The organism is Aquisalimonas sp. 2447 (genome assembly GCF_012044895.1).
Classification (GTDB): Bacteria; Pseudomonadota; Gammaproteobacteria; order Nitrococcales; family Aquisalimonadaceae; genus Aquisalimonas.
Map to the genome: position 1 here is coordinate 2,493,395 of NZ_CP050695.1, position 26,266 is coordinate 2,519,660.

25 protein-coding genes are annotated in these 26,266 nt (G+C 67.2%); 8 read left to right on the forward strand and 17 right to left on the reverse strand.

All coding sequences use genetic code 11. The features are described 5' to 3' along the window. Positions 1 to 4: 4 nt before the first annotated feature. The 7 genes from tagF to KU884_RS11735 all read right to left on the reverse strand — a co-directional run bounded on the left by tagF (position 5) and on the right by KU884_RS11735 (position 8,820). Positions 5 to 724, reverse strand: a complete 720-nt coding sequence (gene tagF, locus KU884_RS11705) for a type VI secretion system-associated protein TagF (protein ID WP_167782812.1) — start codon at positions 722 to 724, stop codon at positions 5 to 7. After that, complete coding sequence (gene tssM / locus KU884_RS11710; RefSeq protein WP_167782813.1) at positions 721 to 4,275, reverse strand: type VI secretion system membrane subunit TssM; 3,555 nt, start codon at positions 4,273 to 4,275, stop codon at positions 721 to 723. Before tssM ends, tagF begins: the two co-directional genes overlap by 4 nt. Positions 4,276 to 4,336: 61 nt before the next feature. After that, complete coding sequence (locus KU884_RS11715) at positions 4,337 to 4,585, reverse strand: OmpA family protein (RefSeq protein ID WP_254432034.1); 249 nt, start codon at positions 4,583 to 4,585, stop codon at positions 4,337 to 4,339. A 37-nt stretch (positions 4,586 to 4,622) separates the two neighbouring features. After that, positions 4,623 to 5,657, reverse strand: a complete 1,035-nt coding sequence (icmH, locus tag KU884_RS11720; protein ID WP_167782814.1) for a type IVB secretion system protein IcmH/DotU — start codon at positions 5,655 to 5,657, stop codon at positions 4,623 to 4,625. A gap of 42 nt (positions 5,658 to 5,699) precedes the next feature. Next, positions 5,700 to 7,040, reverse strand: a complete 1,341-nt coding sequence (tssK, locus tag KU884_RS11725) for a type VI secretion system baseplate subunit TssK (protein ID WP_167782815.1) — start codon at positions 7,038 to 7,040, stop codon at positions 5,700 to 5,702. Between the two features lie 20 nt (positions 7,041 to 7,060). Continuing rightward, a complete protein-coding gene (gene tssJ / locus KU884_RS11730) occupies positions 7,061 to 7,558 on the reverse strand; it encodes a type VI secretion system lipoprotein TssJ (RefSeq protein WP_167782816.1) in 498 nt (165 codons plus the stop codon). Then, entirely contained in the window at positions 7,555 to 8,820 is a 1,266-nt protein-coding gene (locus KU884_RS11735; protein ID WP_167782817.1) for a type VI secretion system-associated FHA domain protein, read from the reverse strand. The genes tssJ and KU884_RS11735 overlap by 4 nt, the downstream gene beginning before the upstream one ends. 185 nt (positions 8,821 to 9,005) lie before the next feature. Here KU884_RS11735 and KU884_RS11740 point away from each other — a divergent pair, with 185 nt between their 5' ends. Next, on the forward strand, positions 9,006 to 9,920 hold the full coding sequence (locus tag KU884_RS11740; protein WP_167782818.1) for a serine/threonine-protein kinase: 915 nt from the start codon (positions 9,006 to 9,008) through the stop codon (positions 9,918 to 9,920). Positions 9,921 to 9,939: 19 nt separating this feature from the next. Here KU884_RS11740 and KU884_RS11745 read toward each other — a convergent pair whose 3' ends face one another. Then, positions 9,940 to 10,668, reverse strand: a complete 729-nt coding sequence (locus KU884_RS11745) for an RES family NAD+ phosphorylase (RefSeq protein ID WP_167782819.1) — start codon at positions 10,666 to 10,668, stop codon at positions 9,940 to 9,942. Next, complete coding sequence (locus tag KU884_RS11750) at positions 10,640 to 11,017, reverse strand: antitoxin Xre-like helix-turn-helix domain-containing protein (protein WP_167782820.1); 378 nt, start codon at positions 11,015 to 11,017, stop codon at positions 10,640 to 10,642. The genes KU884_RS11745 and KU884_RS11750 overlap by 29 nt, the downstream gene beginning before the upstream one ends. A 358-nt stretch (positions 11,018 to 11,375) precedes the next feature. Between KU884_RS11750 and KU884_RS11755 the strand changes: the two genes are divergently transcribed. From KU884_RS11755 to KU884_RS11770, 4 genes are all read left to right on the forward strand, one after another. Then, complete coding sequence (locus KU884_RS11755) at positions 11,376 to 12,431, forward strand: hypothetical protein (RefSeq protein WP_167782821.1); 1,056 nt, start codon at positions 11,376 to 11,378, stop codon at positions 12,429 to 12,431. 262 nt (positions 12,432 to 12,693) lie between these two features. Then, positions 12,694 to 13,578: a 3-keto-5-aminohexanoate cleavage protein gene (locus KU884_RS11760; RefSeq protein WP_167782822.1), complete on the forward strand. Its 885-nt coding sequence runs from the start codon at positions 12,694 to 12,696 to the stop codon at positions 13,576 to 13,578. Positions 13,579 to 13,591: 13 nt separating this feature from the next. Next, on the forward strand, positions 13,592 to 14,572 hold the full coding sequence (locus tag KU884_RS11765; RefSeq protein WP_167782823.1) for an L-carnitine dehydrogenase: 981 nt from the start codon (positions 13,592 to 13,594) through the stop codon (positions 14,570 to 14,572). Positions 14,573 to 14,574: 2 nt separating this feature from the next. Beyond that, the gene (locus KU884_RS11770) at positions 14,575 to 15,048 is read left to right on the forward strand and encodes a thioesterase family protein (RefSeq protein ID WP_167782824.1); all 474 of its coding nucleotides are present in this window, start codon (positions 14,575 to 14,577) and stop codon (positions 15,046 to 15,048) included. A 43-nt stretch (positions 15,049 to 15,091) separates the two neighbouring features. Here the strand turns inward: KU884_RS11770 and KU884_RS11775 are convergent, their stop codons facing one another. The 5 genes from KU884_RS11775 to KU884_RS11795 form a co-directional block, all read right to left on the reverse strand. After that, positions 15,092 to 16,060, reverse strand: a complete 969-nt coding sequence (locus tag KU884_RS11775; protein ID WP_167782825.1) for a GlxA family transcriptional regulator — start codon at positions 16,058 to 16,060, stop codon at positions 15,092 to 15,094. Between the two features lie 64 nt (positions 16,061 to 16,124). Then, complete coding sequence (locus KU884_RS11780) at positions 16,125 to 17,090, reverse strand: ABC transporter substrate-binding protein (protein WP_254432035.1); 966 nt, start codon at positions 17,088 to 17,090, stop codon at positions 16,125 to 16,127. 16 nt (positions 17,091 to 17,106) lie between these two features. Continuing rightward, complete coding sequence (locus KU884_RS11785) at positions 17,107 to 19,269, reverse strand: acetate--CoA ligase family protein (protein ID WP_167782826.1); 2,163 nt, start codon at positions 19,267 to 19,269, stop codon at positions 17,107 to 17,109. 9 nt (positions 19,270 to 19,278) lie between these two features. Continuing rightward, positions 19,279 to 20,442 (reverse strand): acyl-CoA dehydrogenase family protein, encoded by a 1,164-nt coding sequence (locus KU884_RS11790; protein WP_167782827.1) that lies wholly within the window; start codon positions 20,440 to 20,442, stop codon positions 19,279 to 19,281. A 26-nt stretch (positions 20,443 to 20,468) separates the two neighbouring features. Further along, entirely contained in the window at positions 20,469 to 21,272 is an 804-nt protein-coding gene (locus KU884_RS11795; RefSeq protein ID WP_167782828.1) for an enoyl-CoA hydratase-related protein, read from the reverse strand. 259 nt (positions 21,273 to 21,531) lie between these two features. Here KU884_RS11795 and KU884_RS11800 point away from each other — a divergent pair, with 259 nt between their 5' ends. Next, a complete protein-coding gene (locus KU884_RS11800; protein WP_167782829.1) occupies positions 21,532 to 22,611 on the forward strand; it encodes a hypothetical protein in 1,080 nt (359 codons plus the stop codon). Positions 22,612 to 22,711: 100 nt separating this feature from the next. On the opposite strand, the gene KU884_RS11805 is transcribed toward KU884_RS11800, so the two are convergent. After that, positions 22,712 to 23,572 carry a hypothetical protein gene (locus KU884_RS11805; protein ID WP_167782830.1) on the reverse strand — a complete coding sequence of 287 codons (861 nt, stop codon included), beginning with the start codon at positions 23,570 to 23,572 and terminating at the stop codon, positions 22,712 to 22,714. 217 nt (positions 23,573 to 23,789) lie between these two features. Here KU884_RS11805 and KU884_RS11810 point away from each other — a divergent pair, with 217 nt between their 5' ends. Both KU884_RS11810 and KU884_RS11815 read left to right on the forward strand, forming a co-directional pair. Beyond that, the gene (locus tag KU884_RS11810; RefSeq protein ID WP_167782831.1) at positions 23,790 to 24,830 is read left to right on the forward strand and encodes an MBL fold metallo-hydrolase; all 1,041 of its coding nucleotides are present in this window, start codon (positions 23,790 to 23,792) and stop codon (positions 24,828 to 24,830) included. Positions 24,831 to 24,937: 107 nt separating this feature from the next. Next, on the forward strand, positions 24,938 to 25,255 hold the full coding sequence (locus tag KU884_RS11815) for a YebG family protein (protein WP_167782832.1): 318 nt from the start codon (positions 24,938 to 24,940) through the stop codon (positions 25,253 to 25,255). Between the two features lie 46 nt (positions 25,256 to 25,301). On the opposite strand, the gene KU884_RS11820 is transcribed toward KU884_RS11815, so the two are convergent. Both KU884_RS11820 and KU884_RS11825 read right to left on the reverse strand, forming a co-directional pair. Continuing rightward, a complete protein-coding gene (locus KU884_RS11820; RefSeq protein WP_167782833.1) occupies positions 25,302 to 25,787 on the reverse strand; it encodes an RES family NAD+ phosphorylase in 486 nt (161 codons plus the stop codon). Continuing rightward, the gene (locus tag KU884_RS11825; RefSeq protein ID WP_167782834.1) at positions 25,784 to 26,230 is read right to left on the reverse strand and encodes an antitoxin Xre-like helix-turn-helix domain-containing protein; all 447 of its coding nucleotides are present in this window, start codon (positions 26,228 to 26,230) and stop codon (positions 25,784 to 25,786) included. Before KU884_RS11825 ends, KU884_RS11820 begins: the two co-directional genes overlap by 4 nt. Positions 26,231 to 26,266: the final 36 nt, after the last annotated feature.

Consider the following 26,266-nt stretch of genomic DNA (forward strand, 5'->3'; position numbering starts at 1 on the left):
GACTCTACTCGCCCTGGCGTGCCAGGGCCCAGCCCCGGCCACGCCACTCGCCGTCCAGGAACGCCGTCAGCTGCCCCGCCGACGGCAGCCCGGGAGTGATCACGAAGGACTCCTCCACGTAGTCCGAGCCGCTGGTCCACCACAGGCTGTAGCCGCCCAGCAACCGACCCCAGGCATGGTCAAGCAGGCCCATGGCGGCATCCCGGGGCTCGGTGCCGTCGGCCAGGGACACCACCCGGCCAACACAGTCCGGATTGCCAGCGGTGCGGTACGCCGGCAACGGCTCGAAGTCCGGCAGCGGCAGGCCCTCCAGCCGCTCCACCAGCTGGCTGTAACGCACGTGCTCGCTGAGAGCAGCCAGGGCCACTTCCTCGGCCGCATCAAACCAGGCTGTATCGGAGAGATACGCCGCCCATGGTGCGTGATCACCGGCATGGGCCACGGCCAGTGGAAAGCAGCGGCCGATTTCGTCGATGCTGGGAATCAGTACCCCGACCACAGCCGCGCCGCCGCACACCCCCGGGCCCAGGGCGAAGCGCCACACCGGGCTGGTGAGATAGACGTTCTGCCAGTCTTCCTGCAGGTGATCCTGGCTCACCCCGATCCCGGAACGCAGCCAGGCGTGCCAGGTGTCCTGGAAGGCCCGGGGCAGGTGGTGATTCACGAAATCGGGCTGTTGCGGCACCTTGCCGAATAACCCGCAAAGATCCTGGCTCTCGCTCATAACGTGTCCGGAACGTGGAAATTGGTCCACAGCTTGCGCCGGAAGGGGTGGTTCGCACTCTCCCAGAGAAGCTCGAAACTGCCTTCCAGACCGCGGTTGTTGAAGGTCACCAGCGCGCCGTCACCGTTGTCCATGGGCTGCTGACTCGCATACTGGTCCAGGAGCCGGAACAGCCCCCAGCTCCCGGACTCCCGACGGGTCAGCGGCGAACCCCGACTGACCAGATTGAACACCACGCGGGCGCCGCCCTCGGCGTCGCCGGTCCACTCCACCCGCGTGGTCCGCACCGGGCCGTGCTGGTAGCTGATCTCCTCCTCCTCCACCTGCAACAGGGCCCGGTTCACGGCGCGGTCCAGTTCGTGGGGGCGGACCAGGAAACTCACCGACGGCTCGCTGCCACCATCGAAATACGCCCGCTGGATGTCCTCGACCCGCCGGAAGAACGACAGCGTGCGGTTGGACAGGCCAATGGGGCGCAGCCAGGCAGTACCGCCGCTGTTCGTGAACGGCTCGAGATAGTCCTCCCGGAAGCTGTCCAGCACGCCGCCGGCCCCGAAGAACTCGGCGAAGTCATCAATGCGTACCTCCCGATCGGATTCCGGAGCCACCGGATAGCGACCGGCGATGTTGCGCCGGTAGAAGGGCAGCACATCGTCACGCCAGGCGGTCTGCACATGTTCACGGGCGCCGCCGCGGGTGACGGCACGCGCATCGTCCAGAACATCCTCCAGCCAGGCCCGCACTTCCGGGGGTGCATCCGCCAGCGCCCGGCGCAGATCGGCCATGGCATTGCCGCCGTCACCGCGGCCCTGGCTGGCGACGAATGCCTCCTCCAGGGGATCGTCCGCGTACTCCATCTCCTCGAAATACTCCGCCAGCACGTCCAGCGCCTCCAGCAGGCGGTCCAGGGGCAACCCCTCCTCGTCCGTCACGTAGTCGTTGAAGCCGCTGAAGGCGTGGGTAATCTCCGCGCCGGGCAGTTCCACGTCCGGCCCCCCGACACCGTCCGGAACGAAACGCTCCAGCCGCCGGCGCTGATTTCCGGCCAGCTCCTCGCTGGCTGTGTCCGCGAGCTCGCCCGCCTGCTCGGCGCCCTCCGGCAGCTTTGCCAGGTCGGTGTGCTCGCTCACCGCGTCCAGCAACGCGCGCACCGGTTCATCGCCACTAGCCAGCTTGCGCATGACCACGCGGCCATCGGCGGCGGAGTCGAAACGCTTCACGCGCAGATCCCGCAGGTAATCACGCCAGTAGCGCTGATAGTCGTCGAAGTAATGCTGGCGAACCCGTTCCACAAGCCCGTCCAGATCCTCGTCGGAGAGCGCCTCGGCGCCGTCGTCACCGTAGATCCAGCGCTCGTCGGCGAGCTGCCTGGCCACGCGCCGGCTGCGGCTGCTGAACTCCTGGTAAAAGCCCTGGTAGCTGAACAGCCACGGCACGCCGTCATCCAGATCGGCGTCGCTGGCGCGCTGGAACAGAGCCGGCGCGGTATTGCCCAGCACCAGCCCCACGGTGAACTCACGGCTGTCGTTGGCAATGATGTCGTTCTTGATACGCCGGTAGACCCGGCCATCCAGGGACGCCTCGGCGAGTCGCTCGCGGGCATCGGCGACCAACTCCTCGTCCATGGGCGGTGGTGGCAACTCCGCATTCAGTGCAACCTCGGCGTGACGCGCCAGGGACTCGCGGGTGCCGGCATGACGCTCACCCGGCAACGCCTCGCGCCACAACAGCGCCGCCCACTCCAGGAATTCATCCTCCAGCAGGTGTTCACGGTGGTAGAGCATCAGGTAGAAGCGCAGGGCTTCGTAGAGCTGCGCCTCGTCCTCCAGGCCCGGATCGGTGGCATCGCGCAGCAGCACATCCAGACGTGGCAGGAAGATGCGCTCGAAGGCCTGCCGATAGGTCTGCTCTGCCTGTGCGCCGATCCGTTGCCCCTGGAAGAGCCCGAAGCGCAGCCGCAGGGGCCGGTCACTGGCAGCCTGCTCCACGCCCCAGGGCAACTCGCGGACGGCGTCCAGGCCGCGCGCAAGGGCAGCCCAGTCCCGCGCGCCGGCCTCCGCTGACCGCTCCAGCGGCTCCGCTGCCGCCTCGATGGCCTCCTGCGCCTCGGCCAGCTCGGCCCTGTTGCCGTGATAGCTCAAGGACCAGGCGACGGCGCTGCCGGCGAACGCCAGTACCACACTGACCGCCAGCCCGGCACGCAGCCAGCGGAAACGCCGTTCGGCCCGGATATCCGCCGCGGCCAGACCGGACTCCGGGAGCACCACCCCGCGCAGCAGGCGGCTGATGAAATAGCCCCGCGGGGAACCCCCGCTGCGCGCGGTGTCCGCCGGCGCAAACAGCTCCGGCGGCAGAACGCCGGTGACCCACTGGGCGGCACCGCTGTCCTGGGTGCCACTGATGAAGTACACCCCGCGCAACAGGGCCGGCTGCTCGAAGCGGTTGGCGGCAAAGATCTCGCCCAGAAAACCGGCCAGCGGCTCGGTGAGCCCGAGCATCTGCTGCGGGAACTCATAAATCAGCCGCCGACGGCCCGGATTGTGCTCCGTGTTGAGCCGGGCCAGCACACCCCCGTCCACCCGCTCGATCAGGCCGCGGAAGCGATGGCGGAACTCCTCCAGGCGGTCCTCGCCGGGTTTGCGACCGCGGCGGAACGGGAACGTCAGGCCCAGGGGCTGCTCGCGCTGTTCTTCATCCAGGTCCGCGAAAAAGGGCTCGAATCCGGCGACGCGGTCACACTTGGTGAACACCACGTAAACGGGCAGCTCCATGCCGAGATGGCTGTTCAACTCCTGGATGCGGCGTTTGATGGCGGCGGTGTGCAGCGACTGCTGGGTGGGCGTCTGGCGAACCACGTCCAGCAGACTGACGGTGACGATGACGCCGTTCAGCGGCCGCTTCGGCCGGCTGCGCCGCAGCATGCCGAGAAACCCCCGCCACGCCTCACCCTCGATGCCTCGCGGTTCATCCTGGGCGGTATAGCGGCCGGCGGTGTCCAGGAACACGGCCTCGTCGGTGAACCACCAGTCGCAGTAGCGGGTGCCGCCGGCGCCCTGCACGGCATTGTCACCGATCTGGCTCTCCAGCGGGAAATGCAGCCCGGACTGGCGCAACATGGTGGTTTTGCCGGAGCCCGGGGCACCGATCAGCACATACCAGGGTAATTCGTAGAGCCGACGGCCGCGGGACAGGCGCGCCGTCTGCAGGGTGCCCAGGGCGCTCTTCAGGCGTTCGGCGAGGATTTCCTGCTCGGCGTCCGCTTCGGCGTTACGCTGTTCGTCCTGCTGGGCGGTCTCGGCGTTGTCCGCCAGGTCCTTGCTCAATGCGTCGTTGTCCGCCTTCTCCGAGGCCCGGCCGCGCAGGTTGTTCAACCCCCACAGCAACAGCAGCACCAGAATGGTGACCACCCGTACGGTGGGCGAGGCCAAAGGGCGGTATTCCGCCACGGCGGTCAGCGGGCCGGCGAACCAGATCAACAGCGCCACCGCGATCACTCCGATCAGCGCCAGCACCCAGCCCCGGGTCAGAAACCTGAATACTCTCCTGAACATATCCGTTGCCGTCACTCCGCGGCAGAAGACGCCGCAATTCGTCCGTGAATGAAGGGCTTGTTCATTGTGTCCTTATCTCGATGGTCACGCGCCGGTTGCGGGCGCGGCCTTCGGCAGTGTCATTGCCGGCCACCGGCTCCGTCGCCCCGCGCCCCTCCGGCAACAGGCGGCCGGACAGACTGGCCCGCTCATCGAGCTGCCGGGCGACGCTGTTGGCCCGCTCCAGCGACAGGTGCCAGTTGGAGGGGAAGCGGGTGGTGCGGATGGCCTGACTGTCGGTGTGGCCAGCCACCACGATGCGCCCTTCCACCGCTTCCAGGGCCCGTGCCAGTTTGCCCAGCAGCGGCTCATGGGGAGGGATTCACCGTTGCGCTGGCAGAGTCGAAAAGGTCCTCGCTCTCCAGCACCACCATTGTGCGCGAGCCTGTCTCCTGCACGGCGACCAGGCCCTGATCGATCTCCGGTGCCATGAGTTCCCGCAGGCGCCCGGCCAGCGCACCGTCCGGCTCTGCTGACGCCTCCTGCACCTCCGTCGGCGGCACCAGCCCGGCAAGGCTGGCGCCGACGGTGTCGGCATGACGATTGAGATCGAACAGAAGCAGCGAGTAGAGCGCGAAGGCCGCCAGGCCAAGAACGCTTGCCAGCACCCAGACCGGCAGAAAACTGTGCAGCCGATGCACCACCCCCGCCGCCGGCTCCACCTCCGGCGACAGAGCATCCCGCCTGCGGTCACGGGTGTGATGGAGCACGCCGTAGAGGGACTGGCGAATCTCCTCAAGCCGCACGGCGCCGTCGGCATCCACGCGATAGCGCCCCTTGAGCCCCAGCGACAGGCACAGATAGGCCAGTTCCAGGAAATCGTGATCACGTCGCGCGCTTTCCAGCTCGCGGTCGATCATGCGGAACACCTGCTCACCGCCGTCAGTCTCGTTGTGGAAGGCGCGCAGCGCTGTCTTCTGGCTCCAGTTGCTCTGTTCACCCCAGGGACTGTTGAGCACGGTCTCGTCGATGAACGAGCACAGCAGGTAGCTCGCCCGCTCCACCCGGGACGCAGAGAAGCCGGCCTCCCGCGCACGCTCCTGGAACCGCCGCACGGCGTCCATCACCTGCTGATGCAGCCCCGCTTCACCCACGGGATCCTGCAACTGCCCGAGTTGTACCGTCAGCGACAGCAGCGGCGTGGCCAGCCCGGCCAACGCACCGTCGCGAAGGGTGGCAACATCACGCAGGCGCACGGGCTCGCGGCGCGCCCGGCCGCGTAGCACGGTGGCGTCGTTCCCCGCCGCAGACGAGGGCGCCGGGCGGGGCCGTATACCGGCACCACCGCCGCTGCCCCTGGAGCCACCCGGCCGCGGGCGAATGATGGTTCTGTCGTCGTCCATGATCGTGCCGCTACGCTCCGTCAACCCGTGACCGTTGCCCGGTCAGTCGCGAATGGCCCACATATCCAGCTTCAGGCCCGGCATTTCGTCGGCCACATGCAGGGCAAAGCCGGCGGAGTTCTCGAGCTGTTGCCAATGGTCCGAATGACTGTCCAGCTCGAAGTAGACGCTGCCAGCGTGGTAGGGGATCTCCCGGGGTGCCATGGGCAACGCAGTGATGCCGATGCCGGGCAGGTGATTGTTCACCAGATCCCGGATGGTCTCCACGGTGCCCACCTTCATGGCCACCTCGAGCTGCCTGCGCAGGGTGTCGGTGGGCATTTCCGCCCGGGCCGCCACCACGAACCGCGCCGATTTCAACAGCTCCCGGTCCGGCAGCCGTGCCACGCGGATGCCGTACTGCCGCTCTTCCACCGGCAGCGACAGCGCCGTCTGCTCCAGCACCGTGCTCAGCGCGCGGCCGAGGACATCGTGAAGGACGCTGAAACAGCCGTAGAGGTCATCGTGGTTGTAACGCGGCAGCCGGGCAGGCCGACGCTCTTCCGTCGTAAATGTGGCCAGTTCACCGGCCAGACCCGCGAATTCCGTGTACAGCCGCTCCGGGTGCACCAGGGCCAGTTCGCACAGGTGGCGCAGGCGCAGTTCATAGCGGTTGGTGAGCTGCAGCAACAGGAAGTCGGCAATGGCCGAGGTCCCGCCAGCCTTGCCGGATTCGTTGAAGCGCAGGGCCAGGGCTTCCCCGCGCTGGTGCAGGCTACCAAGCACACCATCGACGCCATCACGGAGCATGCGGCTGGCGTTGATGTCCAGCACCGGCGGCACGAACTCCGGGTCCAGTATGAGCGCCCCCTCCGGCGTCACCTCACGGACGCGGGCCACCGGCAGCACCGAGTAACCGCCCAGTTCCTCGTGCTCGTAGAGCAACGAGAAGTTCAGCGCGCCGGTCTCCACCGGTTCCGCCTGGCCACCGTCCGCGGCATAGTCGAAGACGTCCGTCATGCGCAGGCGGTAGCGGGCAACGCGGTCGGGGCCACCCGCGTCGGTGGTATCTACGAAGCGTACGCCGTGCTGGTAGTTGGGCAGTGCCAGGTAGATGCGCTCGCCGCGGCTCGCCTCGCCCACCTGCAGCGGCGACGGCGCCCGCGCTCCGTCGGGAATAGTGAACGGCGTACCGTCCGGCATGATGCCGCGAGCCGCCGACAGGGAGAGCCGGCCTTCGGCCAGCGCGCCCTCGTCCAGGGTGAGTTCATGGAACCCCCGTACATGCGGCCGGATCGCGGCCGCGCGCGACTCCAGGCGCTCTTCGAAATGACGCTCCTGCTGCTGGAAGTGCTGCGGAAACAGATACTGACTCTCGAGCCAGAGCGTCTTGTGCTCGGACATGGGGTTCGGCTCCCTCGGTGTTATGCGTCGTCCTCATCCGCGCGGCGTTCCAGGGCAAGCCCGGTGCGCCCGACGCGAACGTTCTGCTCCGACCAGTTCCCCTCCACGGGATTGACCAGCCGCCAGCGGGCGTCGTCGATCTGCCGATAGGCGGCAACCACACCGACGTAGGCACCGTCATCGTCGAGATCGATCCGATGAGTGACCGACTCACCGGGCTGGAGCATGAACTCGGCACTGGCGAGGAGTTCATCGCTGAGCACCACGTCGGCGTTATCGAAGGCAGCGTCGAAATCCAGGTTATCGAAGGTGTCCCGGCGCTTGAGTTCATACACCTTCAGCGCCACCGGCGAAGGCCGCCCGCTGTCGTCCGGATTGGCCTGTTCCGAGGCGGTGATGGTGACATCGGTGTAGCGCGGGAACGCATCGCCAAACCACGCGCAACCCGACACCATGACAGCCAGCCCCCCGCCGACAGCGGCGGCAAGGATCAGCCCCGGCGGTCGCCGTGCATTCATGCCTCTCTCCTGTTCTGACGTCCGGACAGCGCGCGCCGCACCGCGCCGCGGGTCAGTCGCGCGGCCAGGCGGCCGTTGCGGGTGCGGTACCGCTGGAACCAGCGGCGGTAAAGCCGCCACTGCACGGCGGCCGGGAAAAGACGCAGACTGGTGCGGGCCAGCAGTCGCTGCACCCGCCCCGGTGCGGGCCGTCGCCTGGCACGGCGGGCGATTCGCTCGGGGCCGAGCTGGTCGATGGCCTGAATAACCTGGGGAAGCAGCGCCTCAATCAGCCGGGTGGACACCCCGGGGAAACGCGCCGAATCCCGCTGAATTGCCCGCAGGAACCGGGCACGGGAACCGCCATGGTCATCGTCGAGCAGCAGCGAGACGGCGGCATCCACGCCCTTCTGGTCCCCGGGGAGGAACAGCTCCTTCTCCGTCACCCGGGCACTGGGCAGATAGCGGCGCTCCAGGCGGTCATGCTCACGGCGCAGGGTGAGCATGGTGCGCAGGCTGACGCGCAGGGCGGCGCCGACGGCGTAGGCCTGTTCCGGTGAGAGGTGGCGCGGCTGATCGTCAGGATTGGTAATGCCGAGCCCGTTCCACAGCTCCCGGACTGCCCGGGGTTCCAGGGCATCGAACTGGCGGTTTACCGACACCGCCGGCGAGCCGGTCGCGGCAGTGTCGTACCCACTGAGTTCGAGATCCCAGTCTTCGGGAATGTTTGCCGCCGGGGGCGTGAAGGCGTCACGAGTGGTGCCGAGATCCGTCTTGCGCTGTTTCACCGAAGGCAGATCCAGCGACTCCGCCAGCCCGGCCGTCGATGCAGACTCGGCAATCTCGGCCTGGTCCGGTTCTCCCGGGGTCGCCTTCGCTGCAGGCTCTGGTGTGGGAGTGGCGCCGGTGGACACGCCGGCGTCGGTCGGAAACGGCACCGATCCGCCGGACTTGGCTTCATCGTCGCCGTTCTCGAGCTGGATGACGAAATCACCCATTCGCACCCGGTCACCGGGGCCGATGGCTGCCTTACCGCCCGCACCCAGTGGCTCAGTGGCATCGTTGAGGTACACGCCATTGGAGCTGGCGTCGTAGAGCTGGAAGCTGTCGTTCTCGAACAGAACGACCGCGTGTCGCCTGGATATCAGGCGATTGGGGCAGTGAAGCTGCCAGTCGCACTCCTCGCCGCGACCGATGATACCGCCGGCCTCATCCAGCACCACGGTCATGACCTGACCGGGCTGAATGGCGTCACTTGCGACCAGACTGAGCCTGAGGTGCATCCCTTCACCCGTTGGAATTCCGTGCTCGAATTCCGCCTCCATCCCTAAGAGGCGAGCTATTCACTGATTCCTGCGCTGGACCAGCCCCGACTCCGTCGCCTCGGGCCACTGCTGGGCCGACTGACAGCCCCGAGTCCGCCTGTTAGCATCCAGCGACTGGACAAGGAACAGCCCGGAGCCTGCGCATGGAACGCGGAGAAGATTATCACGATTCCCGACCGCCGGAAAAACCCCTTGCGCAAGCCTGCCAGACACCCCCCGTCGGCGCCCTGCTGAAGCAGCGTTTCCTGCTCACCCGGCAGGTGGCGCAGGGCGGCACCGCAACGGTCTACCACGCCCGCGACAGGCTCAAGGAGCGCGATGCCGGCGCACCTGTAGAGGTGGGCGTCAAGTTCTTCCACAAGACCAGCGCGAACATCCCCGCACTCACCATGGCCGCGCGGGAAGCCACCCTGGCGCGAACGGTTCGGCACCCGGGCATCATCCACATTCACGACATGCACGCGGTGGGGGATCGCGCCTGCCTGACCATGGAGTGGATCCGCGGCGAGACCCTGGCCGAACACCTGGCGCGAATGCCGGGTGGACGCCTGCCGCCGGAACAAGCCATCCAGCTCGCCATGAGCGTCGCCGATACCCTGGCAGCCTGCCACAAGGCCGGCATCGCCCACGGTGACGTCAAACCCGCCAACATCCTCCTTGCCGACGACGGCACCCGCCTGGTGGATTTCACCACCGCGCACCAGTTCGCGGCCAGTGCCGGGCCACTGGCGGCGCTGGCCTCGGAAGCCATCGCTGGCTACTCCCGCCTGTACGCCAGCCCCCGTGTCCTGCAGGCCGCCCTGCCTTTGCCTTGCGACGACATTCACGGCCTGGCGGTGGTGACCTTTCAGATGCTCGAGGGCCGCACCCCATTCGCGCCGCACAGCAGCCTGACCGCACGCGAACAGGGTCTGACTCCCGGACGCCCCGCCAGTCTGGGCCGGCTACGGTGGCGGGTGCTTCGCCGGGGGTTCGCGGCCGATGCGCGGATGGCGCCTGATGACGTCGTGGCTTTCGCCCGGGCCTTGAATCATCCTCTCCGTGGGCTGGGGCAATAGAGGTATTGGGCGAGGAGACTCAGAGGCCGAGCGCGGCACGTTCAAACACGAAGTGTTCGTCTTCAGCGGCCAGGGCCCTCGTCGCCACCACCTGGATCTGCCCCATATGCAGGTTCCAGGACTCCATCACGGCCGGCTCGCGGCTGGTAAAAGCGGCGGGATCGAGCAAGGACAGGTTGGCGCCGCGATCCGGGTCCCTGGCCGACTCACTGCGCAGCACGGCGATGCCCACCTCCCGCGCCGTTACCGCGAGTTCCTGTGTGGCCGCGTAACTGGCGGGGTCGGTCCACCGCGCACGGTCCGCATCCAGCGGGGGCCGGGTCAGATCCAGGACCTTGCGGGCACGGTAACCGGCCTGGAACACCGTCAGCCGCTCCTCCGGCCGCGGCGTCCGCGTGCCCCGGGATTGCAGGAAAAAGCGCAGGCGATGATAGGCGAACTCGGCCAGGCCGGTACGCCGCTTTTCGGCGCCGTAGAACACGCCCCAGGGCGCACCCGGGGGCCGGAAGCGGCTGCCGTTGGGCTTCGGCGGATGGTAGCGGAACGGTGTTTTCAGCAGGTAGTGGAGATCCCGGGCGGCTGGGGGAAACGGCGGCTTGGTCTCTTCCAGCAGCTCTTCCAGCCGCTGCTGATCGGCCAGCGTTCGGGTAATGCGCCGCGTGCTGGCACGGTGCTGCGCCTCCACGACGCGCCACACCTGACCGTGGCGCCAGTGCGCCTCACGCGACAGCGCGGCTGCTGTCCACATACTGCAACGTGCTGATCAGACCCTCGATGCTGCGAATCCGCGCCTTGGGCGCATCCGCCAGATCATCGTTGGGATTGCGCATCCACTGCCGCACCACCTCCTCGTCCCCGGCGCAGATGGCATCAAGGCTGCGGAACAGACGGATGATGTACAGCGCCAGCTCCCACTCCTTCTTCGCCGGATCGAGCTGGAAGCGCCCGCCCTTCATGCGCTCCACCGAGCGCCGGCTAAGACCGAGCACGTCAGCGAGTTCCTGATTCGTGAGCCCGAGGGCCCGGCTCGCCTGGTAGACGACGTCCGTCACCAGGCGGCGGTCTTCGGAAGTCTGGTTGGCGAGATCCGGTTTCATGAGCGCCCTCTCTGCGACTAAGAACCCCTAATGCCGAAAACTACGCCCCCAGTCAGTCTTCGTCAATCAATCCGATACAACCACAGACCAACAAGGCGGCAATTCCATCATCTTGGGCGGCCACCTGTAAGGCGGTTGTAAGGTGCCGCGCCCTATGATCAAGGCTCCTCTCTGCCCGGACCGAGTTCCAAGGTTGCAGGAACGTTCTCAGGAGAGGTCCGACGGATCATCGATCCATCGTCGGTCGCTTCATAAGAGGTGACCCGAACCGGATCCGATCCGGTGAGCGATTTCCGGAGATTTCCGAGCACGACGAGATCGCGTCTTGTCCAATAACTCACAGCTATGAGGGATTACTATGATTAGCTATCAGAAGAATAAAAAAGCATCACTGGCGTGTGTATCGATTCTCTCTGTCGCGGCGCTTGGCCTCGGCGGGTGCATCGGCGGCAGCAGTAGCAGTGGTGGTGGAGGCGGTGGTGGGGGCGGAGGCAACGTGGACATTGCTTCCGCCGCGGAAATCTATGACGGCTCCTACAACGGCCCCAGTAACCTCGCGGCAATCGACACGCCGGAAGCTGCCGCACAGGCAATGGATCTGGCTTACCTCTCCAGCCGCGTGGAGGCTTTTCTGGTCACTCTTGAGGTTCTACTCATGGACGAGGACGCGGACAGTGGCACGATCGACGGCACCCGCACCGACGTCGATGACGCCGGCCAACTGGTCTACAGCCGATCGGGCAGCCTTCCTACGTTTACCGAGACCTGGACCATGAAGGGCGACAACGGCTTCTGTATCGAGAAGATCGATACCAACGGCCCAATGTGCATCAAAGGGGAAGTGACCCTGAAAGAGACCTTCGAAACCTCGGGTGGTGAGGTCACTTCGGGGACCGCCGAGATGTCCTTCGATGAGTTACAGGTCACCTTCCGCGGCGGCAAAGTCGAGATGACTGGCAAAGAGGTGTCCGGCAGCGACATGGAAGGAGAGACACGCACTGCGATGGCCATCGACATCGCGTTCACCAGTGATCAGGAAAAAGGCATCGAGACCGAAATCCGTCTCCTGTGGGATGGGCTTGCGACCGGCATAACCGATCCGGACAACTTTTCCCGCACAATCGAGATGGACATCGCCACTCCCCTCCTCGGCGGCCGCATTGAAACCCTGCAAACGGATACGCTCGAGACACAGGAATCGTTCGACCACTTTAACTGCACCGACGGTATTTCCGGAGATGACTACGAGGACGCCTCCAGCGGTCGGGTTACGATTACCACAGACGTCGGCGAGATTGTTGCGAACCTAGCCGAAAATGGTAACTGCGAGGAATTTGTCGTTTCCGGCGGCCCGGAGGGCACATTCACGCTGCTGGACACCTTGTTCACGGGCATCCAGGGCGCCACGGAATGACTGCTACCGATTGAGGCAAAGGCCGTATCACGGCGCCACCCGGGCAGGCCACGCCCCCGTGGTGGCGCCGCGGTGCTTGGGTAACACACATCAAGGGCCGAGACCCCTGGATTTCACCCCTTACGACGAGTTCTGCCGCTTTCCCTACGCGCCTCCCGCTCTGGCTGTCGTATCCCATCATGGCAACGGCGCTTCCGGTCAACGAACCGATCATGGAGATCGCCACCATCTCCTGCATCGGAACCAAGCCGGAGTCGACACCATGAACCGCAACGTCATCATCAGCTGTGCCGTCACCGGGGCCGGCGACACGATCGAGCGCAACCCCGCGGTGCCGGTCACGCCCCGGGCCATTGCCGATGCCTGCATCGAGGCGGCGCAGGCGGGCGCCGCCGTGGCGCATATCCACGTGCGTGACCCGGAGACCGGTGCCCACAGCCACGATCCGGCGCTGTTCCGCGAGGTGGTGGAGCGTGTGCGGTCGTCGGATACCGACGTGGTCCTGAACATGACCGCCGGCGGCGGCGGCGACTGGGTGCCGTCCGAGGAGGATCCGGCGCAGGGCGGGCACGGGACGGATCTGCTCACGCCGGAGCGGCGCCATCTGCCGGTGGGCGAGCTGCTGCCGGAGATCTGCACCCTGGACTGCGGCAGCTACAACTTCGCCGACAACTTGTACGTGAACACCGCGCCCTGGGCACGCCGCCAGGCCGAGCTGATCCAGGCCGCCGGCGTGAAGCCGGAGATCGAGTGTTTCGATCTCGGCCATGTCCGGCTAGCGCGCCAGCTGTACAACGACGGCCTGGTGGACGACCCGCCCCTGTTCCAGCTCTGTCTGGGCATTCCCTGGGGCGCCGAAGCGGACCCGGAGACCATGCTGGCCATGCGCAACAAGCTGCCGGACAGCGCCCATTGGGCCGCCTTCGGCATCGGCCGGGACCAGCTCCCCATGGCGGCCCAGGCAGTGCTCCTGGGCGGCAACGTGCGCGTGGGCCTGGAGGACAACCTGTTCCTCTCGAAGGGCGTGCTGGCCAGCAACGGCGCCCTGGTCGACAAGGCACTGACCACCATCGAGAACCTCGGGGCGCGCGCGGTCACGCCGGCCGAAGCACGCACCACGCTGGGCCTTCGCGACCCCCACAACTGAGGACACCGGAACCATGGCAACAACCGAACATCACGCGACCGACCGCGGGCCCGTGGCCATCGTCGGCGCCGGCGTCATCGGCAACGGCTGGGCGGCACGCTGCCTGGCCAGCGGCCTGGACGTGGTCGTCACGGATCCGGATCCGGCCGGCGCGCAGAGGCTGCAGGCCGCCATCGACACCGCGTGGCCGACGCTGGACCGCACCGGCCTGCACCCGGGGGCGAGCCGCGAGCGCATCCGCTTCACCACCGACCTGGAAGACGCCGTCTCAGGTGCCACCGTGGTGCAGGAGAATGCGCCGGAGAACGAGGCAGTCAAACGCGACGTCCTCGCCCGCATCGACGCGGCCACGGACCCGGCCACGCTCATCGCCTCCAGCACGTCCGGCCTGATGCCGTCCACGCTGCAGGCGGACTGCCGACATCCGGAGCGCGTATTCGTCGCCCACCCCTTCAACCCGGTCTACCTGCTCCCGCTGGTGGAGCTGGTAGGGGGCGGGCAGACCGGCACCGCCACCATGGATCACGCCCGCGGGTTCTACAGGGCCCTGGGCATGCGCCCGCTCACCGTCCGCCGCGAGGTGCCCGGGCACATTGCCGACCGGCTCATGGAGGCGCTGTGGCGGGAGGCACTGCATCTGGTCAACGACGGCGTCGCCACCACCGAGGAGGTGGACGCCGCCGTGGTCTACGGCGCCGGTCTGCGCTGGTCGCTGATGGGCACGTTCCTCACCTTCCACCTGGCCGGCGGCGATGCCGGCATGCGGCACATGCTGGAGCAGTTCGGCCCGGCGCTGAAACAGCCCTGGACCCGCCTGGAAGCGCCGGAGCTCACCGACACCCTGATCGACCGTGTCGTCCAGGGCTGCGAGCATCAGGCCGGCCAGCGCAGCGTGCGGGAGCTGGAGCAGCGGCGCGACGAGTTCCTGGTGCGGCTGCTGGACCTGGTGCAAGAATACTGGCCCGAGAACGAAGGGCTGGCGAACAGGATCTAACCATGACGCGACTGCGCACGCTGACCGAATGCACCGTCCTCGACGAATGGGTGGACTACAACGGCCACATGAACGACGCCGCCTACGCCATCCCGTTCAGCAAGGCGGTGGAGGCCTTCATCCGCGATCTGAGCATGGATGCGGGCTATCGGGATCGGGAGCAGCTCACCATCTACACCCTGGAGAATCACATCCGCTACGTGCGCGAGGCGTTCGCCGGCGAGCGTCTGCAGGTGGACATGCAGCTGGTGGACCGTGACACCAAGCGGGCCCACGTCTTCCTGCGACTGGTGGACGGGGACGGTGCGGTGCGCGCCACCTCGGAGCAAATGCTCATGGTCATTGATACCAGCGCCGGCCGGCCGGGGCGTTTCCGGGGGGAGCCGCTGGAGCGTCTGGAGGCCATGGCCGAGGCGGATCGCGCCTTGCCGGTGCCGAAGGAAATCGGGCGGCCGATCGGTATTCGCCGGGGGTGAAACCGTGCCTGTCGCGACTGACGTCGCTCCCACGAGGGCACTGTTACCCCTCCGTCCAGCTCCGATCGCGGCTCGGCGGCACGCCGAAGTGATTGCGGTAGGCCCGTGACAGGCTGGCCGTGGCGGCAAAACCGCAGGCCACGGCCACATCCAGCACCGGCATGTCCGTCTGCTGCAGCAGGTAACGCGCGTGTTCCAGGCGTTCGGCCAGGTAGTACTGCTGCGGCGTGGTGTGGAGATGCTCGGCGAACAGCCGCTCCAGCTGGCGCAGGGACACCCCTGTCACCTCCGCCACCTCGGCCATGGACAGCGGCTGCTCCATGTTGCGGCTCATGTGGTCGATGGCGCGCAGCAGCGTCGGATTGTGCACGCCCAGCCGCGCCGCCAAGGCCATGCGCTGGTGGTCCGAGGGGCTGCGGATGCGCTGGTGGATGAGCTGCTCGGAGACATCCACCGCCAGGGCCTCGCCGTGGCGGTGGGCGATCAACCGCAGCATGAGATCCATGGTCGATGTCCCGCCGGCGGAGGTCAGCCGCCGCCCGTCCACTTCGAACAGCTCCGTGGTGCACTGGATCTGCGGGAAGCGCTCGCGGAAGGCGGGAATGCTCTCCCAGTGCAGGGTCACCCGGTAGCCGTCCAGCAGCCCGGCCTGCGCCAGCAGAAAGCAGCCCGTGTCGATACCGCCCAGCACCGCCTTCCGCCCTTCCAGCCGCCGCAGCCAGCGCAGCAGCTCGGGCGTGGTGTAGTCGTCGTGGTTGAACGAGGCGCAGGTGATTACGGTGGAGGCATGCGCCTGGTCGTCCACGGCGGCATCGCTGAGCAGGGTCATGCCGTTACTCGCCCGCACCGGCCCGCCGTCGGCCGAATACAGAGCCCAGTCGTAGAGCATCCGCCCGCTGCAGCGGTTGGCAATCCGCAGGGGTTCCACGGCCGCGCAGAAGGCGATCATGGAGAATTCCGGGATCAGCAGGAAGCCGATCCGCTCGGGGGTGTCATCCGCGTCCGGGCTCATGCCCGGCACTGTATGCGACAACACGGGCCCGGGACCAGTGTCCCGGGCCCGTGTCGCGTTCACCTCAGTAAGCGGCGCGCACGGCGTCGATGGCGGCATCGCCGTCGCGGGTCTCGACCCCGTCGAGCCATTCCGCCACCAGGTCCAGGTTGTTGCCGATCCACTCGTGGGCCACTTCGTCCGCCTCACGGTCCTCGCGATCGAACTCAAGGATCCAGGCCGACTGCTCGTCCTTGGGCACCCGGTACTGGGTCAGAAAGCGCTCCACGTGGGGGTGTGCGTCCAGCATCACCGGGTTGCCGACGGTGAGCACGTCGCTGGTGGTCTCCGCGATCTCACGGTCACCCACGGCCTCGATATAGTGGAAGTCCAGGACCACGTTCATCCAGTGCGGCTCCCAACCCAGGAAAATGATCCACTCTTCACGGTCCACCGCCCGTTGCACCTCGGCGAGCATGGCGCTGGTGCTTGAGGGCAGCAACTGCCAGCCGCCCAGGCCATGGCGGTCACTGTCGATGGCCTCCTGGATGGAGTCGTTGAAGCCACTGCCCGCCTCGATGCCGTGGATCGTACGATCGAACTCGTCGGCATACTCAGCGAGGTCTTCCTCGGTGCGCACGCCTGCATCACGGACGTACTCGGGCACGGCAATGCCCATCACCGCATCGGCGATGTTCTCGGTGAGCACCCGCACGTCGCCCGACTCTTCCAGCGGATCCAGCATCTCCCGCTGGGTTGGCATCCAGCCACCCATGTAGATGTCGAGATCGTCATCCGCCAGGGAGTTGAGGATGACCGCGGGGCTCGCATTCATCTGATCCGTGTCGTAGCCCATGTGCTGCAGCAACTGGGCGGCCACCTCACTCTTCACGGTCACGCCGGGCCAAGTGGGTACGCCGAAGCGCATCTCGGAGGCATGGTCCGCGTTGACCGCGCCGGCCGTGAAGGTCAGCGCTGCGGCCATGACGGCGGCGAGCACGCCGCCAGCTGAGCCGCGGAAGGTCCCGTGGGTCTGTGTCGTTGTGTGCATGTTGCGACTCCTCTCGTTATCCGGAAACAGGGCAGGAGCGACGGTGCGCTCCGGTGACGGGTCCGGTCCCGTCCGCGTCGTCGCCGCCCAGCGCGATCAGCGCATCGGCGGCAACGGCGCCGCGTCCGGCAGGCCGGACGATGAGTGGGTTGACGTCCAGTTCCACCAGACGATCCGCCTCGGCGACGGCATAGTCCGCCACGGAGAGGCAGGCAGTCACGGCGGCGGCCATGTCACCGGCCTCACCGCCGCGAAAACCGAGCATCTGCTGGCCGGCGCCGGTGGACTCCAGTGCCTCGCGCACTTGCGCCGCGCTGGTGGGCAGCAGCACGGTTCGGACGTCGGCCATGAGTTCCGCGAGCACGCCCCCACTGCCAACCACCAGCACCGGCCCCACCAGCGGATCACGCTTCACGCCGACGATGAGTTCCGCCACGGCGTCAGTCACCATGCCTTCCACCAGCCAGCGCTCGGCGTGCAGGCCCTGGTGCGCCAGGCGTTCACGCATGCCGGTCACCGCCGACCGCGCGGCAACCGCACCGGCGACATTCACGGCCACGGCCCCGGCATCGCTCTTGTGTGCAAGGTCCGGGACCAGCGCCTTGATCACCACCGGATAGCCGATGCGCGCCGCGGCCTCGGCCACCGCCTCCTCACGGCATACTTCGCCCTGCGGCACCGGGAGGCCCCGGGCCGCAAGCGTCGCCTTGCTGGCCGATTCATCCAGCGCTGTCCCGGGCTGGACTCCCGCCGACACGCCCCCGGCCGGGCCCGGCCAAGGGCCGCCCCGCGCCAGCAGATGCCCACGCAGGGTGGCGTACCGGCTGGCATGACCCAGCGCACGGCAGCCCTCGGCCAACCCCTGGAGGGGCGCCACACCGGCCGCGAAGCACGCGCCCCGTGCGGCATCGGGCAGCGCCTCCGGCAGGGTACTCAAGACCACGGCGGGGGTATTCCCGCGGCCCGCGGCCGCCAGGTAGCCGTCCAGGGCCGCACGCCAGTTGCCGGCGGTGCCGTCGTCCGACGGCGGAAAGTCCAGGAGCAGCACACCGGTATCCGCACCGGTGGCCAGCGCGGCTTCGAAACCCCTGGCGCAGGCCACCGCATCGCCCCAGATCCGCGTATTGTAGTCCAGCGGGTTGCCCACACTGGCCGGCGGAATCCGGAATGCCTCGGCCAGCGCCGGTACGCGCTCGGCCGGTGGCGCCGGCAGCGTGAGCCCCGCCGCGGCCAGCAGGTCGCCCATGAGTGCGGCTTCACCCCCCGAGCACGACAGGGACAGCACTGCGGGCCCGGCCAGCGGCCCGTTGACGGCGAACAGCTTCAGGGTCTCCAGCCACTCCGCCAGCGTGCGCGCCCGGACGATCCCGAGACTCTCGAAGAGGGCATCGAACACGGCGTCGGAGCCGGTCAGCACCGCCGTGTGGCTCATGGAAGCGCGACTGCCGGCTTCCGACGCCCCGACCTTCAACGCCACCAGCGGCACACCCTGTTGCAGGGCGCGGGTGGCGGCCGCGGCGAAGCGGGCGGCGTCATCGAGCCCCTCGATGAACAGGCCGATGGCGGACACCCGCGGGTCGTCCAGCAGGGCGTCAATGAAATCGGCGATCTCGAGCTGCGCCTGGTTGCCGGTGCCGATCACGCAGGCCAGCGGCACGCCGCGCTGCTCGAAGGTGGCGTTCAGGGCGATGTTGCCGCTCTGGCTGATCACGGCCACGCCGGCGTCGACGCGCTCACCGCCGTGCTCGTCGGGCCACAGAGCAACCCCGTCCAGATAGTTGAGGATGCCGTGGCAGTTCGGGCCCAAGAGGGCGCAGTCGCCGGCCGCATCCACCAGCGCCCGCTGCAGGGCGTCGTCGCCCTCTTCCCGGAAGCCGGCAGCAAAGCAGACGCCGCCGCCTGCGCCGCGGGCATTCAGCGCGGCGAACACGTCGGGACAGGCCTCGGCCGGCGTCGCCACTAGTGCGGCATCGGGCACTTCCGGGAGTGTTGCCACACCGGAGAAACAGGTCCGGCCCGCCATGGCGCTGCGGCGCGGGTTCACCGGCCACACCTCCCCGGTGAAGCCGATGCCGTCGAGCTGGCGCGCGGCCTCCTCGGCGGCGTCACCGCCGATCACCGCCACGTGCCGCGGGCGCAGCACGCGCTGCAACTGCTCCTTGCGACTGGCGTGGCTCACCATGCCTCCTCAGGCCCCGTGGGCCCGCAACAGGTCCCGTGCGATGATGTGGCGCTGGATTTCGCTGGTGCCGTCCCAGATGCGCTCGATCCGGGCATCCCGCCAAAGGCGCTCCAGGGGCAGGCTGTCCATCAGCCCCATGCCGCCGTAGACCTGGATGCACTCGTCGGTGACCCGGGCGAGCATCTCCGAGGCAAACAGCTTCGCCTTGGCGGCATCGGCATCGGTGAGGCGCCCCTGGTCGTGAAGCCAGGCGGCGCGCAGGCACAGCATCTCGGCCGCGTCGATGTCCGTGGCCATGTCGGCGAGCTTGAAGCCGGTGCCCTGGAAGCGGCCGATGGGCTGACCGAACTGCTCCCGGGAAGCGGCCCACTCCACCGCCAGCTCGTGGGCACGCCGTGCGCGGCCCACGCACTGGGCGCCCACGGTCAGGCGACTGGCGGACAGCCACGTGCCGGCAAGCTCCATGCCCTGGTCCGGCTCGCCGAGCACCTGGCTGGCCGGGACACGGCAGTCATCAAAGTGGATGACGCTGTTGTGGTAGCCGCGATGCGACACAGGCCGGTATCCGGGGTGCACGTCCACCCCGGGCGTGTCGTGATCCACCAGGAACACGCTGATGCGCTTGCGCCGTCCGCGGCGCGGGTCGTCGTCCTCGCCGGTGGCAGCAAAGAGGATGGTGTAGTCGGCCATATCGGCATGGCTGATGAAGTGTTTGGTGCCGTTGATGACGTAGTCATCGCCGTGGCGCACCGCAGTGGTGCCCATGCCCCGCAGGTCGGAGCCGGCCCCCGGCTCGGTCATGGCCAGGCAATCCATGCGCTCGCCGCGGATGGTCGGGTAGAGATACCACTGCGCCTGCTCGTCGGTGCAGGCGCGCAGAATGTTGCTCGGCCGGTGCACCAGGGCCTGCAGGGCGAAACTGGTCCGCCCAAGCTCGCGTTCGAACAGGGTCAGGCTGACGCTGTCCAGCCCCGCCCCACCCAGCTCGGCGGGCATGTTGGCGGCGTAGAAACCGTTGTCGATGGCGGCCCGACGAATGCGCTCCGCCACATGGGCGGGCACGGCATCGTCGCGCTCCACCGTCTCTTCGTGCGGCAGGCACTCCTGGTCGACAAAGCGGCGGATGCTGCCGACGATCATCTGCTGTTCAGTGGTGGGTTCGAATTCCATGGTCGCGCTCCTGGCCTGGCCCGTGTTCAGCGCCCGCGAAACTGCGGCTCGCGCTTCTCGGCGAATGCGGCAACCCCCTCACTGGCATCCTCGCTCAGGAGCACCTTCGGGAAGTTGCGCAGCTCGTTCTCGCGCAGGTAGGTGAATGCCTCGCGGACCGACAGGGACTCCGTCTCGCGCATGATCTCCTTGATGGCCTGCACGGCCAGCGGCGCCCCGGCGGCAATGGTGTCCGCCCAGCCGCGAGCCGTGGTCATGAGTTCATCCGCCGACACCACCGCATTCACCATGCCGTAATGGCGCGCCTCCTCGGCGGGCATGCGCCGGCCGAGGAGCAGCATCTCCATGGCAATGTTGTACGGCAGGCGTTCCGGCACCCGCTGCAGCCCGCCGGAGTCGGGCACGATACCCAGCGGCACCTCCGGCAGCGCGAAATAGGCGTCGTCGGTGCAGACGATGAGATCGCAGGCAATGGCCAGTTCCAGGCCGCCGCCGATGGCCAGGCCATTCACCGCGGCGATCACCGGCTTGTCCAGATCCCACATCTCGGTGAGCCCGGCGAAGCTGCCCGGGCCGTAGTCGTTGTGCCACCACAGCCCGACTTCATCCTCGTCGCCGGCGGCGGCGGACTTGAGATCCCAGCCCGCGGAGAAGGCCTTGTCGCCACCTCCGGTGATCAGTCCCGCGCGCAGTTCCGGGTCATCACGCAGCTCTGCGAAAGCCTCGCCCAGGCGGATGGACGTGGCCCGGTCGATGGCATTCACGGGCGGACGATCCAGGACGATCTCCAGCACCCCGTTGCGACGTTCCACGCGTACAGCTTCCGTCACGGCTCCCCCTTCTCGGCGGTCTTGTCATGGCACGTGACGGCATGCTCATACAGGGGGCGCCGCTGCTGTTGTCCTGATTCGACGTTCCGTTCGCGTTGATCGCCCTGCGGCAGTCATTCCGACCCCACCATCCCGACCGGGCGGAACTGCTCCTGTAAGGCCACTGTAAGGTTCGCTACGCTATGTTCGGCTTCGCGAGAAGCGACAGAAATACCAACTGAAACATGTTCTTGGGAGGCATCATGCGGCAAAAAAAATAATGACGACGGGACTGGTTGCGCTGGCACTGGGGACAACCGGCTGCATTGGCGGGGACAGCGGCAGTAGCGGTAACGGCAACGGCAACGGCAACGGCAACGGATCAGGTAGCAGCGAGCTCGAGATCGTCCATGCCCGGGACGTCTACGACGGCGATTCCACCGAACTCGAGGAAACCGCGCCGCTGGCGACGGATGACGACGCGGCCCTGGCCATGGATTTCGCCTACTTCGCCTATCTCGTGGAGACGGCAATGGACTCTTTCGAGGTGGTCACGCAGCAGAACCGGGAGGACGACGAGGCGACCCAACAGACTGTGGAAAGTGACTGTCACCTGCACCCGGGCGAAGTTGAGCTGGAGGAGGAAGTCAGCCCGGCGCAACCATCCCCGGGCGACACAGTGACGATGACCACAACATGGACCACCCATCCCGACGACGGTTACTGCATTGAACTGCTGAACCACGATGCCCCGGTGGTGTTCCACGGTGAAGTAACCCAGGTCTCGGAAACGGAGTACCACGACGACGGCTCGGTCGGCGTGACCACATCGGTGACCACGTATGAGGATTTCTCCATGGAGTGGCTCTCGCTCCAGGTGGGTCAGGAACTGGTGGAAGTCATCCTGAGTGGAGAAGATCACCGCGGCAGCCTGGGTGATTCAGCGGGCGGCGACGTAGAAAACTACATCGCCATCGCCCTCGACGTGGAACTCCCCCAACTCGGTGATGGCGACGAGCTGCACACAATCCTGCGCAACGGGCACTTCGGCACGGACATGGAACAGGTCATCGACATGGAACTCGCGTCGCCCTTCCTGGAAGGCACGGTCACCACGAATCAGGTGGACCCGGAGACCTTCTTCGATGGTGGTTCCGACACACCGCAGACGTGTGACGGCGGCCCCCTCAACAATGCCGAGGACAGTACCAACGGGAGCGTCGAGATAAGGGCCGATGCCGTCGAGTACCTCGGCGAGCTGCAGGGCATCAGCGACTGCGGCGAGTTCGTGCTTTCAGCCGTTGCCGGTGGCGGCAGCGGCGGCACCTACATGCTGCTCGACCAGCTTCTCGAGCAGTGAACTACATCCCTCGACGGTGCGGCCTCCCGCACCGTCCAGGGCGACCTCCGAAGCGTGAGCCTCTCGGCCCGAGGCGCCGCATCGGCGGCCGTGACCCAGGTCAGAACAGATCCTCGATCTCGTCCACGGCCTGGTCCACGGCGCCTTCGATGGCATCAATGACGCCGCTGTCACCGCGCACCTCCTCGATGGAGACGCTGCCGCCTTCCACGTGCTGGTAGGTCATGCCGGTCTCCGGGGCCATGGCCACCAGGCCATCGGCGAAATCGCCGTCCAGCGGTTCCGGGAGCGCGCCGGCCGTCTCTTCGAGAACCGTCACCACCACGGCCTCGAGGACCAGCCCGAGGACATCCGCCGTCACGGTACCGCCCGCCGTCTCGGAGCCGATGTCGCGCAGCTCAACGCCGTCCAGGCGCAGTGCCACCGCCACCTCCTCGCCGGCGACACCGCCGCGTACGGTCACGCGGGCGTCATCCAGCGTGAGTGACTCCACCCGCACCTGCCTGCCCTCATCGTCCGCCGCGTCAGCCTCATCGGCCACCTCGTCGGTGTCCGCGTCACCGGCGCGCTGACTCTGGGCATGCGCAAGCAACTCGCGCACGTTGGACGTCGCCCCTTCCTGCTCCAGCGTGATGTCCAGGCCTTCCAGGTGAACCCTGGACACGCGCACCTCGTCCTCACGCAGGGAGGCCAGGTCCACGGCCACGGTGCCTTCGGTCAGGTCCAGGAACCGCTCGGCGCTGTAACCATCAGGGTTCGCAATCGCCAGGTCGTTCAGCGCGAGCCCGCCATCGAGCAGCGTCACGGAGGCACCGCCCAGAGAGACCTCCGTGCCCGTCGCCTCGGTGCCACCACGCTCAATCCCCTGGCGCGCGATGGTGTCGGCAAGCACCACGCCGACAATCCCGAGCACCACCACGATCACGACCAGCCCGATCAGCATCCTGAACACACGTTTCATGCCATACTCCCGTTGAGAATCCGATCGCGTCCCTGGCATGGAAACGTTTCTGGTGCGCGGCCTCAAGGCGTCGCGCGCAGACGACAACACTTCGCCGGTGCAGTACTGACCCTCCGGATGGCTTCGCCCCGGGGCATATGACGCTGGCATCAACGCCGCGGATCGCCCATTATTGACACCCTGATCACATTGCATTGCACCATTGGGAGTCGAAAGCATGACGAGTGCAGGTTGCGCGGCACGCAAGGCGTCGGCAGTTGAGCGGGTTTACGCGCCCGAGGTGGGCAAACCGCTGCAGGTGGCCGATGGCATCATCCTGCTGCGCCTGCCCCTGCCGCTTGCACTGGACCATGTGAACACCTACCTCCTCGACGAAGGCGACGGCTGGGCCGTGGTCGACACAGGCCTGGACACGCCAGCGGCCCGGGAGCACTGGCGTCGAGCCCTGCGCACGCCGCTCCTGCGCGGCCGGCCAGTGCGCCGGGTGATCGCCACCCACCATCACCCCGACCACATCGGCCTGGCGGGCTGGCTGTGCCGGGAGTGGGACGCGCCCCTGGAGATGACCGCTGCCGAGCACGAGATCTCCACCCACTTCAAGGAAGAACCCGAGGCGAAACGCGCCCGCCGCAGGGCGTACTGGATCACCAACGGGGTTCCGGCAGACCGGGCGGAATCCCTGGTGGCAGACATGCCGGACTACCAGCGCCTGGTCCACGAGCTCCCGGACCACGTGGCGCACGTCGACGAAAGCCGGCCCTTGCGCCTGGGCGGTCGGGACTGGCGCATTCTCATCGGCAAGGGACACTCGCCCCACCAGATGTCCCTGTTCACCGCCGGGGACGACGTCCTGCTGGCGGCGGACCAGGTTCTGCCGGGCATTTCCCCCAACATCGGGGTGTGGCCCAACGGCGCGCAGAACCCGCTGCACGACTACCTGCGCACCCTGCAGCCCTTTGCTGAGCTCGGCGACAGCCCGCTGGTGCTCCCGGGCCACCGCTCACCCTTCCGGGGCCTGGCGGCCCGGGTCGGCGAACTCGTAGCCCACCACCACGAACGCCTGGAGCGCCTGCACGCGTTCTGCACGGAACCCACCACCTGCTACGAGGCCCTGCCCGCGGTGTTCGATCGAAAACTGGCCCAGGAACAGGTCGGTTTCGCCATGGGTGAGGGCCTGGCACACCTGCATTACCTGCACACGGAAGGGGGCCTGGAGCTGCTGGACGACGACGGCGTGCGGCGTTTCCGGCGGACCTGAGTCACGCGACACGGCCATCACCGAATAATACTGTTTTTTTATACAGCTTCTTCGGTTAGGCTGTCCGGGAAATGAATGATCAAGGCCGCATCCATGCGAGGTGAATCATGGCAGTCAAAGCGCTCTACGTGTCGGACAGGGATCCAAAGCAGATGATGTTCGAGAAGAAAGCCGATGCCGATGCCCGGGACAAGGACCTCAGCGTCGCCGAGGCGCTGGACGCTTTCCTGCGCAAACAGTTCCCGAAAGCCGATGAAGCGTTGCTGGAAGAAATCGCGTACGCCCTGGGCGACCGCCGCACGGCCCTGGCGGCCCTGGCCCACAAGCTGGACCTGGACGCCCTGGAAAACGCCGACGCGCCCGGCGAGAAGGCCAGCAAGGCGGACAACGTCACGCCGATCCCCAAAGCGGACAACGGCGGCTGAGGTTTCCCGGCAACCTCGCCGAGGTGTATTGAGGGTCACTGAGACGTCAGCGGGGTGCCTGGCCCTGCAACCGCTCATCAAACGCAAACGGACCCCGCTCCGCACCGGTCACCACCTTCGCAAACTCCGGGTGACCGGGATTGAGCATGTAATTCACCTCCCGCGGCACAACCACGCTGGGCACGGCCAGTGCCAGGCTCTGTGCACCCGTGAGCCAGGCATCGCCGATCTCTGCCGTCTCTGCCGGCGGCAGCGGATCACGCCAGTTCGCCGGTAGCGCGGCCTCGTCCAGATACAGGATCGACGCCGCCGGAATACGCACATGGAACAACGCGTAACCCCGCAGCGGCTGCCGCTGCCCCAGGTGCACCAGCACCTCCAGGGTCGCCAGTGACTCCGACGAGGCCACGTACACACACGGCCGGCCCTTGCTGTTCCAGCGCCCGCCGAAACGTCGCGCGCCCTCGCCGTCGAACGCAGCATCAGCGTGCCTGGCCTTGACCAGCCGGTAGGCAGGCACTAAATCGGTCATGTCGCGATCCCGTGCTCCAGACGACCGATGAGATCCGTCACGTCCTGGGTCTCCGCCGACGTGGCCAGCATATCCACCGGCCGGCGGTCGCCGAGCCCCTGCACCGGCTGCGTCAGCCAGTGACTGGCCGCCGCCTCGTCACCATCGAAGAGATCCAGGGCCGCCTTGAACACTTGGGCAAACCGGTACAGGCGATCACTCTCGTCGGGGCTGAACCGCCCTGCTTTCGAGCGGCGCTGCAGGGTCGCCGGCGCAATGACCGTGACCCGGGCGAGCTCCTTGCGATCCAGCCCGGAGAGCTCGGCGAGGCGCCGGAACACCTGATAAGGAAATCCCCGATGTAGCGCCTCATGGAGTTCGGCACCACGGGATGGCAAACCCAGGCGTGCCCAGAAGCCACCCTCTCCCGGGGACGTTGGCTGGTAGAGATTGCGTGCTTCCATTGGCTTGCACCATCACTGGATAGAATCGGGCTTAGT